Source organism: Weissella paramesenteroides (assembly GCF_036327715.1).
GTDB classification, from domain to species: domain Bacteria; phylum Bacillota; class Bacilli; order Lactobacillales; family Lactobacillaceae; genus Weissella; species Weissella paramesenteroides.
Genome location: NZ_CP130559.1, coordinates 768,702 through 783,144 on the forward strand (window position 1 = coordinate 768,702; position 14,443 = coordinate 783,144).

Here is a 14,443-nt window from a genome sequence, read left to right on the forward strand (position 1 = left end):
GGATAGAATGCCAGTAATAACTGATGGAAAAACTACAATGTTTTTATTGGATAATGGTGTGATTGGGAAAATTATGAATGATACCATTATGGTCAATCAAATTGAAGGAAACAATATAGATGGTAGTTTTGGTAACATATTTTTACGCATTAAAAAGGAAGATGGGTATGACATACATCCTCTTATAGGACCAGCCAGCCAGAGCCATGTTTCATACACGACAAATACCGTTAATTGGACTGGAAATTATAAGGGGATTTTGTATGATTTACGATTGTTAATCGCTGATAATACATGGTTTTGGACAGTAGGATTGCAATCGGTAAGTAATCAGATATCAGTTGTTGATATCACATATACCCAGGACTTAGGACTTGGTGAAGAAAGTTTTGTTAAATCAAATGAAGCCTATGCTAGCCAATATATTGATCATTTTGTACAGAGAACTCCTGAGAGCATTACGATTGCGTCTAGGCAAAATCAAAGTCAGACAAATAATTATCCTTATTTGCAAGAAGGAAGTTTCCAGACACTACAAAGTTTTTCAACAGATAGTTTACAGTTTTTTGGCACTAACTACAAAGAATCACAGGTTCCTGAAGGGTTACAACATGTAGACCTAAATAATGAAAATCTGCAATATGAGGGGAGTTATACAGCATTAAGAACACCTGAAATTGCAGTAAAAAATCAATCAACTCAAGTTGTGTTTTATGCTAGCTTTCATACGACACAACCAAAAAATAATACAACAGTAATGATTGATGATGGGTTGTTAAAAAAACAGTACTTGAAAGCTGAAGTCAAGGGAAAAACCAAACAATTATCTGTTGTACAAACTATTGTATCTTTTGGTAGATCAGAAAATAAATATGAATTCTTAGGTGATGAACTGAAAAAATTATTTCCGGATACTATTCAAGTGGAAAAATTTCAAAATCAAGTCTTGTCATTTTTTAATCCAGATGGATCGCATGTTGTTTTGCCCACAAAAGAACGTATTCAGGAACGATTATCAGGGAATATTGTGTTGAGTAATTCAACAGTAAATGCTGGTCAGCCAGTTTTTGCAACGACTCAATATATAACTGGGGTATTTGAATCGCATAGTGTGTACGGTAATACTGACATGAATCAGTTATCAACATCGACGCGAGATGCTTTTAATATTTTCCATTTGCCAGGCACTCGAATTTATTTAAAGGAAAATGGTGTTTATCACATTTTAGCAATGCCATCAGCATTTGTGATGCACTATGACGGTGCGGACTGGTATTACAAATTGAAAGACGATATCATCAAGATTTCTGATGATTCTAGCGTTAGAAAAGCACAGTTAAATTTAAGCTTTGAATCCTTGACTGGTAAAAAATATGAATTGTTGGTATCAACACAAATTGAAAGCCAAACGCTAGGTCCTGATTATCAAGTAACATTTTTGGATAAAGTTGTTAAAATCTTGCCAAATAGTCATCAAAAGATGGCAAAAAAAGTTCCTGATTTGGGATATCAAATTGAATTCTCAAAACATAATGGTACGGAACTAGTCTTAGGTGATGAGAATATTATATTTAACCAACCGCTAGAATTTCCAACTAATCAGGTTATTGGCCATTATAAAGATGTTTCAAAGTTAAGTATTAGAACGGGTTTAATCAGCGATGAACTAGAGACAGTTAATATTAATAAAGTACGACAACAACATACAAATAATTTAATGTCATTGATTCGAAATATCCATTTTGATACACAAAAAGCTGCTAAGAAAGATTTAGTAACTCGGACTAATTTAATTTTGCCATGGTTTGCTCATGATGCGTTAGTTCATTTCCTTTCGCCACATGGTTTAGAACAATATGGCGGGGCTGCTTGGGGGACTAGAGATGTAAGCCAAGGACCAGCAGAATTATTCCTATCGACCGGTCATTTCGATAAAGTACGTGAGATTATTTTCACAACATACACGCATCAATTTATTGAAACGGGTAATTGGCCACAATGGTTTATGTTTGATGAGTATAGTGAAACCTATGCTGATGAATCACATGGCGATGTCATTGTTTGGCCACTAAAAGTGATAGCTGACTATTTATTGGCAACAGGTGATTTAGACATATTAACACTTAATATACCTTATATGTCAGAAAAAAATAGGCAAGCAACCAATTCAACAGAGACGCTGCTTGAACATATCAATCGACAAATTGATTATATAGAAAATAATTTTTTGTCTGGCACCTCAGTTTCGGCATATGGCGATGGTGACTGGGACGATACATTGCAACCGGCTGATAGTTCACAAAAGAAACAAATGGCTAGTACCTGGACGGAAGAATTAACGATAGAAGTATTTCGTAAACTAACCAAAGTATTACAAAAAGATAGTCGATTGTATCAACGTTGTAAATCACTTGTGAATCAAATGTATACCGATTTTCAAAAGTACTTCATGCAATCAGATGTACTACCTGGTTTTATTAAATTTACAGATACTGGTGAAGTACAACAAATTATATATCCAGGAGACAGGCAAACCGATATAGATTATCGGCTATTACCACTTTCCCAGGGTGTGTTAAGTAAAATTTTAACTGGTAACGATGCAGACAGGGCTATGCAAACCATCAAAGATCACTTACTCTACGCGGATGGTGTTCGATTAATGAATGTACCTGCTAAATATCATGGTGGGGTAAGCAAAGTTTTCAAACGTGCAGAACAGTCCGCAAATTTTGGCCGTGAAATTGGTTTGTTATATGTACATGCCCATATTCGGTATGCCCAAGCAGTGGCAGTTAATGGTGATAAACAGGAGGCTTGGCGCTTACTGGATTTAGTAAATCCAATCAATTTATCGAATCGAGTATCAAATGCCAATATTCGTCAGGCTAATGTTTATTTTTCTAGTTCAGATGCGGACTTTAAAACACGTTATGCTGCTCAAAAAAATTATGATCAATTAGCTAGTAAACAGGTTAAAGGGGGATGGCGATTATATAGTAGTGGACCAGGTATTTATATCGCAGCTATATTACAAGACATTATGGGTATTAAAGATTTAAATTTGGGAAGTAAGCACGAAATATCAGCAGCTTTTGATAAAGAAATTAATATAACTTGGGACTAAAAAATTTTGGCGTTAAATGTAAGCGCTTACTTGGAAAGGAGACGTTTGAATGAAATATAGTAAATAATACGATGATTTAACGTGAGTTTATGGGGGAAAGTAACATGAACATTAAAAAGTGGACCATTGGCACCTTGATTGTTATCGTTGCTGGTGGAGGTTTCATTGCATTGAATGAAGCAGCAGAAAAAGATACTAGTTCAACAACAAATGCAGTCACATTCTGGTATGGCGGGGATGGAAATGACGCAATTAAACCAATTATCAATGATTTTACAAAAGAAACTGGAATTAAAGTAAAAATACAAAGTATTCCATGGTCGCAATATAATGATAAGTTATTGACAGCAGCAGCTTCAAAATCAGGACCAGACTTGATTGATATGGGAACAACTTCTGTACCAAATTATGTTAGCTCAAATTCGTTACTAGATATTACAAATGAAGTGAAAAAGGATACAAATCTTCAACCAAATAATTTTTTTAAAGGAAACGTTCAAACAACAAAAATAAGTGGCAGGTATTATGGTGTGCCATGGTATACCGAAACACGAGTTCTTTTTTATCGTAAAGATTTATTACAAAAGATTGGATATAATGAGCCACCTAAAACATGGAATGAACTCTACACGGTAGCTAAGAAATTATCAGAACGTCGTGGTAAAGATACCTATGGCTTTAATATCGATCCTGCTGAACCAACATATGGTTTTATGTTGGCTAGACAAAATGGATCAACACTACTAAACGATAAACGTGAAACTGAGTTTAATCAGCGACCTATGGTTGACGCAATGACGTACCTACAAAAATATGTACAAAATGGTGTGGCTCCAAAAAACGATTTAAAGTTATCAATTGGTGAATCTTTTGGTGGTAATGCACCTTTACCAATGTTCATTTCTGGGCCTTGGATGGTTAAGAGTATTCAAGATGATGCAGGACTAAAAGATAATCAATGGGGAGTTGCTGAATTGCCTAAAGGACGTGTTAATAATATGTCCGTTACAGGTGGTGGTGATTTAGCTATTTTTAAGTACACTAAGCATCGGGCAAAGTCCTTAAAGTTACTGAAATATTTGTCAAAACGTGAAAACCAAATTAAATACTATAAAAATAGTGATTCTTTACCAGCACGTAAAGACGCTTGGACAGATCATTCGTTGCAAGGTGAAAAGGTTCAGACGATTAAAAAACAACTTAAATCTTCTAAACCAATGCCACTTATTAAGCAATGGGATGAAATTGGTCAAAATTATGTAAAAGCTTGGGAAAAAATTTCTGTTGAAAATGCTAATCCCCAAAAGACACTTGATACGCTTAATAGACAAGCAAACAAAAGTATTAATACAAATCAATAGGTAATAACAGTAAAGGTAAAAGAGGAAATTTCATGAAAAGTAATACAATGAAAAAATTAATACCTTATACATTTATTTTTCCTGCTTTATTATTACTAATCTTGTTTTCAATAATTCCAATTCTTATTTCGCTAGTTATTAGTTTTACGAATTTGGATATTACTGGATTAGGTAATTGGGGAGCGGTTAAATTTACAGGATTAGATAATTTTATCAACTTATTCAAGGATAGTTTATTTTTACAATCAGTTGGTAATACATTGTTTTATGTTGTCATTGGTGTACCTGCGGTAATTGTTCTGTCCTTAACATCAGCAATTATGATTAACTTTGGACAGAATAAATTTTTTAAACTTATGCGTTTAATCTTTTATACACCCTCAATCACCAATACAGTTGCCGTAGCCGTTGTTTGGACGTTTATGTATAATCCAAGTACTGGATTGATTAATAATATATTACACTCAATTGGTATTGGATCAATAGGATGGTTGACTGATCAGCATGTGGCTAAGTTTGCCTTGATTATTCTGGCAGTTTGGAAGGCTATTGGATTAAATATGTTGATTTTCTTAGCTGCTTTGCAAGGAGTACCAAAAGATCTTTATGAAGCTGCAGAATTAGATGGTGCAAGTTGGTGGCAACAAACACGCCACATTACTATTCCATCCCTTACATTTTCAATTTTCTTTGTCACAGTGACAACGTTGATTGGATGGTTCCAATTCTTTGATGAGCCGTTTGTGATGACAAAGGGTGGACCACTTGGAAGTACTAACTCTGTCGCCTTATTCGTTTATCAGAATGGGTTCCAACAAAGTAATTTTGGTTATGCAGCTAGTGCATCGTTTATAATGTTTGCCGCAATCATTATTGCAACATTAATTCAATTTAAAATTCAAAATAAACAGCAAAATAAGTAGCTAAGAAAGGATTTGCGATGAGTAACAGTTTACTAAAATCACAGCGTAATTCACGCGTTGTTGTTGGTGCAGTCCTAGCTATATGGGGATTTATAACAATATTGCCATTTCTATGGATGTTCTTGTCATCCTTTAAGACGAATGCTGAGATTGTACAAAATACACAAAATTTTCTTCCTAAAACATGGACATTTGAAAATTATCAAAGACTATTCCACAGTGGTTTTACTCTATATTTTAGAAATACAATTGTGATAACATTTTTTTCTTTTGTCGGTTTGTTATTTAATGCAATGGCTGGCTATGGGTTTGCAAAGTTTAAATTTAAAGGCAAAGGGTTCCTTTTTATTTTAGTATTAGCAACCATGATGATTCCTGGTCAAGTGACCATGATACCAGTGTATTTGATTCTAAATGAAATGCATTTAACCAATACATTGACAGGTATTATTTTGCCAGCATTAGTTGGAGCCTTTAACATTTTCTTGTTTAGGCAATTTATGTCTAATATTTCAGATAGTATATTGGAAGCAGCGAGATTAGATGGTGCGAGTGAATGGTACATTTTCTGGCATATCATTTTGCCGATTTCAAAACCGGTTTTGGCAGTTCAGGCGATCTTAACGTTTATCAATGGCTGGAATGCATTCTTGTGGCCATTGATATTGGCCAACGATGAAAAATACTATACCTTATCGGTTGGTTTGCAATTATTGCAAGGGCAACATACAACCGATTATGGTATTCAAATGGCAGGATCATCATTTATGGTTATTCCGATAATCATCATTTTCATTATTGGTCAAAAGTACATTTTGCAAGGATTCAATATTCAGGGGGATAAATAAGGTAAAATATATACAATATGAATTAAAAAATAAAGCGAGGGCTAAACATGGCAGGTATTCAAGATATAGCAAAAAAAGCTGGTGTCTCAATTTCAACAGTTTCTTATGCATTAAACGGCAGTAGCAAAGTAACTGAAAAAACAAGGGCTCGTATTCAAAAAATTGCAGCAGAATACAATTACTCGCCAAACTTAGCTGGTCGTATGTTAAAAAAACAAAAAAATTTTATTATTGGTTTATATCTCAATGACTTTGGTGGTTATTTCTATAGTCATATGATTGAAGGTGTGAATCAAGTGTTAGCAAAAAACAATTATGAAACAATTGTTGCGACAGGTGGTGCTCAGGCCAGAGATTTTATCGGACAAGGATTAGTTGATGGCGCAATCATTTTGGATACAACGTTTCCAGATGAGACTATAAGACGTTATGCTGAAATGGGCAAACCGATTGTGGTTATGGATAGACAACTATCGTATCAGAATGTCACGCAAGTACTTTTGGACAATCAACATGGCGCCCAACAAGCAGTTCATGCATTAATGGATGCGCAAATTTCGTGTCTTGTAATTGTCACTGGGCCAAAAAATTCTTACGACTCAAGTCAAAGATTACAGGCAGCATTAGCTGAAAGTAAAAAAAGTATTCATCTGCCTGTTAAGGTAATTCAAAGCGATTTTACAATTGCAGGTGGACAAAGAGTTGCTAGCGAAATTTTTAAAATAAAAGCAGATACAATTGGTGTATTCGCGTTAAACGATGAGATGGCAGTCGGAATAATTAATGAAATACCAACCAGTTTAATTGGTAAAAAAGTTAAGGTCATTGGATTTGATAATGACATTATCGGTCAATATATGACACCAGGTTTAAGTACAGTTGATTATTCAAAACATCATTGGGGAAATGTTGCTGCTGAAAGCTTATTGAAAATGATTGAAGGAAGTGTTCAACTTGAAAATCAAGAAATTCCAACACGAATTCGTCATCGACAGTCATTAGGTGAAAAGTAGCATAGTCAATATAGTTAGGAGAAGATTATGGCAATAAATCGGTTGTCGTTTTATTCTGAAGAGCTAGAAATGAAAACAGGTATTAATGTTATTTTGCCAGAACATCCTAGTGGTGAAGGGAAAACATTATTACTTTTGCATGGTTTAGGTGATGATGAAAATTCTTGGCTAGATAGAACAAGATTAGCTGAATATGCTGAAAATACTGACCTTACAATTATTATGCCACGTGTTGACCGTAGTTATTACGCAAATCGCAATGGAGATAGTAAATATTTTGAGTATATTAGTCAAGAAATTTTGCAACGCTGTCAACAATGGTTTCATTTATCAAGTATGAAAGAAAAGACATTTATTGCTGGTATATCTATGGGAGGCTTTGGTGCTCTAAAAACAGGGTTAGTATATCCTAATCAATTTCAAACAATCTTTGCTATGTCATCTATGACTGATATTGTACGAAAGTGGCATGAAAGTCCAAACCGTGATGCATGGTATCGAGGATTATTTGGTTCACCTGACCAAGTGATGCAATCCAATAATGATATTGCCTACCTTGTGGGACAACAAGAGAAACAGACACCGTTTATCTGGCAGTTATGCGGTTACGATGATCCTTATTATGATATGAATGTTACTCTTAGTGCCCAAATTGAACAAAAAGGTTTACGGCATGAATTCGTTGAAGTTGAGGGCGGTCACGAATGGTCTGTATGGGATAAAGCGATTCAACAGATTATTACGATAATTGTTAAAAATAATTGAAATGTTAGCGCAAAAGTAAATATCGTTTTCAGATTAACAGAGGGGGAACAAATGGTTGAACTAAATCTTGAACATATTTATAAAAAATATGATAATGCAGATGGCTATTCAGTTTCAGACTTTTCACTAGATGTGAAAGATAAAGAATTTATTGTTTTCGTAGGACCATCAGGATGTGGTAAATCAACAACCATTCGTATGATTGCTGGGTTGGAAAATATTACCAAAGGTAACTTACTGATAGATGGTAAAAAAGCAAATGATGAACTACCTAAAGATCGGGATATTGCGATGGTATTCCAAAATTATGCCCTTTATCCACATATGAGTGTTTATGATAACATGGCTTTTGGCTTAAAGTTACGACACTACTCAAAAAATCAGATTGATAAGCGAGTTCATGATGCAGCCCAAATTATTGGATTAGATGAATATCTTGACCGAAAACCTGCAGCACTGTCAGGAGGTCAGCGACAACGTGTCGCATTAGGTCGTGCTATTGTTAGAGATGCTCCTATTTTCTTAATGGATGAGCCATTATCTAACCTGGATGCCAAATTAAGAGTATCTATGCGTGCTGAAATTGCTAAACTACATCGACGTCTAAATACCACAACTATTTATGTGACACATGATCAGACTGAGGCAATGACGATGGCAGATCGAATCGTTATTATGAATGAAGGTAAGATACAGCAAGTAGGAACTCCTCAAGAGGTATATCAAAATCCTGTGAACTTGTTTGTTGGTGGTTTTATTGGTGCGCCAGCAATGAATTTCTTTGATGTTACCCTAAAAGATAATGTTATTATTGAAGACCATAATGACTTTTCACTGGAAGTTCCAGAAGGACATTTAAAAGTACTTAATGCCAAAGGTTATCAAGGAAAGAGTCTAAAATTTGGTATCAGACCAGAGAATATCCATACAGAAAATGCATTTATTGAAGCTTTTCCTAATGCCAAAGTGAAAACGGTTATTAATGTTTCTGAATTATTAGGTGCAGAATCACAATTGTATTGTAAGGTAGGAACTCAGGAGTTTGTTGCAATGGTGAATGCTCGAGATCATATTCAGCCTGGTACTGAAGTAGAAGTTGGTTTTGATGTGAACAAGGCACACTTCTTTGATCCAGAAACTGAATTGACAATTAATTAAAAATAATAGTGGACGAATTTTTGGTTTTAATCAAGAACTCGTCTTTTTTGAATAAATTGATGGTCAAATGATATTTTTATGTTCTTTGCGTGATAATATAATTGTTAATTAAATCAAAACTCATTTCAAATTATTACCATCATTTTTAAGAAAAGAGGTTCACCATGGCACATTTAGAAGTTAATTATTACTCACAAGTACTTGGCATGGATCGTACGATGAACGTTATCTTGCCTGAATTGTCGGACCACAATCCAACTTGGACGGCAGAAACATTACAAGATGTGCCAGTACTTTACTTACTACATGGCATGTCTGGTGATCAATCGACTTGGCAACGTCGTACAGATATTGAACGATTAGTAAGACAAACGCCACTTGCAATTATTATGCCATCAACGGATTTAGCATGGTATACCAATACGCAGTATGGCTTAAATTATTTTGATGCGATTGCAAAAGAATTACCAGAAAAGGTTGCCAGTTTTTTTCCACAACTTTCAACTAAAAGATCTAAAAATTTTGTCACTGGGTTATCAATGGGTGGCTATGGTGCATTTAAAATGGCGTTTGCAACCGATAAATTTAGTTATGCTGCTTCACTTTCCGGAGCTCTTGTGGGTGAGATAGATACACTACTTGATTTGGAATCATTAACTTATTGGCGAGGCATTTTTGGTGATTTGGATCATTTTATTGGTTCTGATAATGACATTTTGACGTTAGCAGAGCGTTGTGAAAACAAACCGAAATTGTATGATTGGATAGGGGAGCAGGACGAGTTTAAACAATTAAATGATACAGCTGTGTCTAAATTAAAGCAGTTATCATACGACATCACCTATGAAACAGCCCCTGGTCGTCATGAGTGGTATTATTGGGATAAACAAATTGAACGAGTATTGGAATGGTTACCAATTAACTACGTGCGAGAGGAACGCTTATCTTAATGAGGGGAGATTTTTATGGCGGTAAGTCGATTGTCATTTTACTCTAAAGCATTGAAAATGAATACAAGTGTCAATATTATTTTGCCAGAGTACCCAACAGGATCAGGGAAAACACTATTGTTGTTACATGGTTTAGGTGAAGATGAAAATGCTTGGCTAAATCAAACACGGCTGACCGATTATGCCAGTCAAACAGATATCACGATTATTATGCCACGAGTAGACCGGAGTTATTACACGAGTCGGGATGGTGAGAGTCAGTATTTTGAATATATTAGTCAGGAACTGTTACAACGTTGTCGTGCATGGTTTCGTTTGTCAGATCAACGATCACAAACATTTATTGCGGGAACTTCGATGGGCGGCTTTGGAGCATTAAAAACTGGATTGACACATCCAAATGGATTTCGAGCAATTTTCCCAATGTCTGCGATGACTGATATTGTACAAAAATGGCATGAGAGTCCAAAACGTGATGCTTGGTTCAAAGGACTATTTGGTTCACCAGATCAAGTGAAAAATTCTATTAATGACATTAATTACTTGATAACACAACAGGGAGCGCAGACACCATATATTTGGCAACTATGTGGGACTGATGATCCATTTTATGAAATGAATCTGGCCCTTAACGAACGAATTGAACAACAGGGGTTACGTCATGAGTTCGTTGCGGTCAGTGGTGGTCATGAATGGATCGTATGGGACAAAGCTATTCAGCAGATTATTAAGTTAATCAATGAAAATGCGCTTGACTAAATAATTACAAAAAGAATGGGGTGGATATTTTGGCGGAACAAATAACTGGTGTGATACTAATTTTAATTAGCTTTTGGGAATTTTATAGTGTTAGAGGGGGTTTCCTAAATAGCAAGCGACATGGTACAAAAAGTACGTCTCATTTTCTACCAGCAGCTCTCTGGAGTGGCATTGTGTTTGGTGTAGCAATGTTAGGGATTGGGATAGCACTAATTTTCAAGCAAATTTGATTACGGTTTAACTTCTTTTTTGTTGACTTGTTGGTGTAGACCAATTAATATGAAAGCGTTAACAATAACTTAGGGGAGATATGACGATGATCAAATTAATTGCGCTAGATATTGATGATACACTGTTAAATTCAGAGGGGAAGATTCTCATTAGTACAAAAATTGCTTTAAAAAAGGCACTTGAGAATGGTATCAAAGTGGTGCTTTGCTCGGGACGACCCTTGCCAGGGGTGCGACCATTTTTGAATGAACTTGGTATTAATAGTGATGACCAGTATGTCATTACTTATAATGGCAGTGTGATTGAGTCCGTTACTGGGAAAGTTATCAATAAATTAGGCATTCCAAATGCTGAATACCGTCACATAGATGAATATGCTAAGCAACATCAGTTGCAGTACAATGTGCTTGACGAAGATGGTGAAATTTATACTAGCAATACTAATGTTAGTCGTATTACCGTCATTCAGGCGTGGGAGAACGGTGCGGGATTATTGATTCGTACACCTGATGAATTAGGCAATGATTTCTCAATCGTTAAAGCCATCTTTGTGGGTGAGACTGATGAATTAAATCAGATTGAACCAGCAGTAGTGAAAGAATTTGGTGGTCAATATTACGTTGTACGAGCCGCTGATAATTTCTTAGAAGTTATGAATGCATCCGCAAATAAGGGAGCGGCGTTAGAAATTTTAGCAGCTGAACTTGGAATAGATGCTGAAGAAGTAATGGTATTTGGTGATGAAAAAAATGACATCCCTATGTTTAAATTTGCCGGCCATGCGATTGCAATGGGAAATGGCTCAGAGCTAGCAAAAGATTATGCGACGTTTGTTACGGATACAAATGACAATGATGGTATTGCGAAAGCACTAGAAAAGTTTTTATAAAAAAATAAAGAAAAAATTCCTGTGGTTCTTACGGTATACACCGTCATATTGACCTACAGGAATTTTTTGATTAATTGGTTAAATAAAACTTTGCATGATCAGGATGATAGACATTTTCAGAGTAATCAAAAATCTCACCACTAGTTGAATAAAAGGTTTCATAGACAGATAGGCCAAAACTTTTTTCTGGTAAACCGAGTTTCTGGGCTTCAATCGCCGTTAATTCGCGAACTTCAAAAAATTTATCTGTAAAACCAACGGTGATATTGTACGCCTGATTAATGTAATTAAATAAAGATTGTTGTGAAATGGATTCATCCAAGTAGGGAATATACTGTGAATTGTAGAATGAGGTTTCAAAACAGAATATTTCATTATTTCGGGATTTCACGCGTTGAACTTTAAAAACAGGATTATCAACTGGACAATTTAACTTGTGTGCGACATGTAGCGGGGCAGCAATTTTTTTTACAGTCACATCTGTATTTTCGGTGACTTTTTTGGTGAAATCGCGCGTCCAACCATGATTCAAATTAAAGTTAATATAGTCATCCGAAGGCATATTCCGTACGAAAGTCCCACTACCTTGTACTTGGTAGATAAAGCCTTCTTTTTCTAGTTCGGCAATGGCTTTTTGAATGGTAATCTTGCTAGCATGATAAATTTTTACTAGCTCCGATAGACTGGGTAATTGTTCACCTTGTTTTAATTGGCTACTTTGAATAAATAAAAAAAGTTCCTTGGCAATCTGTTGATATTTAAGCACTTTGCTACTCCTTTCAGTAAACACATTCGAATGTGTATGATGAAAACGCTTGCATTACTGTATATGTACTGTTATAGTGTACATATACAATTTAAGTTAGTCAAAGATTTTTAACTAAAATAAATTGCAGATGTTGGATGATCGTGTTCATGAACGAATTTGGGGAGGCGAACATGGGATTAAAATTAAACGACGACTTTCTATGGGGAGGAGCGATTGCTGCTCACCAAGCTGAAGGAGCGTGGAATAAGGACGGTAAGGGGGTATCGATTGCTGACATTTTAACTGCTGGCGCCAATAACAAACCTCGGAAAATAACCGATGGTGTCATTGAGGGATTAAACTATCCAAATCATCATGGTATTTATTTCTATGAGACATACAAGGAAGATCTAGCATTGATGGCTGAGATGGGCTTCAAAGCCTTTCGTACATCAATTGCTTGGACACGAATTTTCCCAAATGGGGATGACGCAGAGCCAAATGAAGCAGGCCTAAAATTTTATGATGATTTGTTTGATGAAATGCACAAGTTAGGTATCGAACCAGTTGTGACATTGAATCACTTTGAAATGCCGTATCACTTAGTTAAAGCCTATGGTGGCTGGTCGAATCGCAAATTGATTGATTTATTTGTAAAATATGCGACAACTGTCTTTATCCGTTACCAGGATAAGGTCACTTATTGGATGACGCATAATGAAATTTCCAACCAAGCAAACTTAACTGACGATGTCATGAGTGAATTCATGATTTGGACAAATTCCGGTTTGCAATTTGCACAAGATACGACGCCAGAGGAAAAGCTAGCCGCCATGGTGCAAGCAGCTCATTTTGAATTAGTGGCTAGTGCCAAAGCGGTCAAGGTTGGTCATGAAATTAATCCTAATTTTATGATTGGTGGCATGTTGAATGTTGCACCGTTATATCCAGCTTCACCAAAACCAGCTGATATGCTGGCAATGCAAAAAGCCCGTCAATTACATGACTGGTTCTCAGATGTGCATATTCGTGGCGAGTACCCAGCAGAATTTGAAGCATTTGCTGAAAGAACGGGTTACCGTCCAGACATTACAGCTGAAGATCGGGATGCTTTACGTGAAGGAACTGTCGACTATTTGGCAGTATCTTACTACAATTCAACGGTTATCAAAGCTAAGGGTGATCGTGATACTAATCTTGAGGATGTCAAAGGTTATGAGATTGTTCCTAATCCAGAAATTCCGGTTTCTGATTGGGGATGGGGCATTGACCCACAAGGATTACGCTACACACTGAATGAACTGAATGATCAATATCCTGGTTTGCCAATCATGATTGTTGAAAATGGTTTTGGTGCTTACGACGAAGTGGTTGATGGCCAAGTTCATGATCAATACCGCATTGACTATTTGAAAGCGCATGTTGCTGAAGTTGAAAAAGCAGTGGTCAATGATGGGATTCCAGTAATTGGGTATCTATCTTGGGGACCTATCGATATTGTTTCAGCCGGAACCGGTGAAATGAGTAAACGTTATGGTTATATCTACGTTGATTTAGATGACATGGGTGAAGGATCAGGGGAACGTCTCCGCAAAGATTCATTTAATTGGTATAAAGAAGTGATTGCATCACATGGTGTCAATCTATAATTAGAAAAAGAAGAATGAGGAT

The 14,443-nt window shown here is 35.9% G+C and carries 12 protein-coding genes; 11 read left to right on the forward strand and 1 reads right to left on the reverse strand.

Features of this window, described 5'->3' with window-relative positions; translation table 11 throughout:
• Positions 1-7: 7 nt before the first annotated feature.
• The 10 genes from QRX23_RS03765 to QRX23_RS03810 all read left to right on the forward strand — a co-directional run bounded on the left by QRX23_RS03765 (position 8) and on the right by QRX23_RS03810 (position 12,024).
• Complete coding sequence (locus tag QRX23_RS03765; protein ID WP_330155977.1) at positions 8-3,127, forward strand: GH36-type glycosyl hydrolase domain-containing protein; 3,120 nt, start codon at positions 8-10, stop codon at positions 3,125-3,127.
• 104 nt (positions 3,128-3,231) lie between these two features.
• Positions 3,232-4,488 (forward strand): extracellular solute-binding protein, encoded by a 1,257-nt coding sequence (locus QRX23_RS03770; RefSeq protein ID WP_330155978.1) that lies wholly within the window; start codon positions 3,232-3,234, stop codon positions 4,486-4,488.
• 32 nt (positions 4,489-4,520) lie between these two features.
• On the forward strand, positions 4,521-5,411 hold the full coding sequence (locus tag QRX23_RS03775; RefSeq protein ID WP_330155979.1) for a carbohydrate ABC transporter permease: 891 nt from the start codon (positions 4,521-4,523) through the stop codon (positions 5,409-5,411).
• Between the two features lie 17 nt (positions 5,412-5,428).
• Positions 5,429-6,259 carry a carbohydrate ABC transporter permease gene (locus QRX23_RS03780; protein WP_330155980.1) on the forward strand — a complete coding sequence of 277 codons (831 nt, stop codon included), beginning with the start codon at positions 5,429-5,431 and terminating at the stop codon, positions 6,257-6,259.
• A 47-nt stretch (positions 6,260-6,306) separates the two neighbouring features.
• Complete coding sequence (locus tag QRX23_RS03785) at positions 6,307-7,272, forward strand: LacI family DNA-binding transcriptional regulator (protein WP_330155981.1); 966 nt, start codon at positions 6,307-6,309, stop codon at positions 7,270-7,272.
• 27 nt (positions 7,273-7,299) lie between these two features.
• Positions 7,300-8,037, forward strand: a complete 738-nt coding sequence (locus QRX23_RS03790; RefSeq protein WP_330155982.1) for an alpha/beta hydrolase — start codon at positions 7,300-7,302, stop codon at positions 8,035-8,037.
• Between the two features lie 51 nt (positions 8,038-8,088).
• The gene (locus tag QRX23_RS03795) at positions 8,089-9,195 is read left to right on the forward strand and encodes an ABC transporter ATP-binding protein (protein ID WP_330155983.1); all 1,107 of its coding nucleotides are present in this window, start codon (positions 8,089-8,091) and stop codon (positions 9,193-9,195) included.
• A gap of 164 nt (positions 9,196-9,359) precedes the next feature.
• On the forward strand, positions 9,360-10,145 hold the full coding sequence (locus QRX23_RS03800) for an alpha/beta hydrolase (protein ID WP_330155984.1): 786 nt from the start codon (positions 9,360-9,362) through the stop codon (positions 10,143-10,145).
• 15 nt (positions 10,146-10,160) lie between these two features.
• Positions 10,161-10,904 carry an alpha/beta hydrolase gene (locus tag QRX23_RS03805; protein ID WP_330155985.1) on the forward strand — a complete coding sequence of 248 codons (744 nt, stop codon included), beginning with the start codon at positions 10,161-10,163 and terminating at the stop codon, positions 10,902-10,904.
• Positions 10,905-11,214: 310 nt separating this feature from the next.
• Positions 11,215-12,024 carry a Cof-type HAD-IIB family hydrolase gene (locus tag QRX23_RS03810; protein ID WP_330155986.1) on the forward strand — a complete coding sequence of 270 codons (810 nt, stop codon included), beginning with the start codon at positions 11,215-11,217 and terminating at the stop codon, positions 12,022-12,024.
• A 70-nt stretch (positions 12,025-12,094) separates the two neighbouring features.
• Here QRX23_RS03810 and QRX23_RS03815 read toward each other — a convergent pair whose 3' ends face one another.
• Complete coding sequence (locus tag QRX23_RS03815) at positions 12,095-12,790, reverse strand: GntR family transcriptional regulator (protein WP_166434733.1); 696 nt, start codon at positions 12,788-12,790, stop codon at positions 12,095-12,097.
• A gap of 173 nt (positions 12,791-12,963) precedes the next feature.
• Between QRX23_RS03815 and QRX23_RS03820 the strand changes: the two genes are divergently transcribed.
• Positions 12,964-14,421: a 6-phospho-beta-glucosidase gene (locus QRX23_RS03820; protein WP_330155987.1), complete on the forward strand. Its 1,458-nt coding sequence runs from the start codon at positions 12,964-12,966 to the stop codon at positions 14,419-14,421.
• Positions 14,422-14,443: the final 22 nt, after the last annotated feature.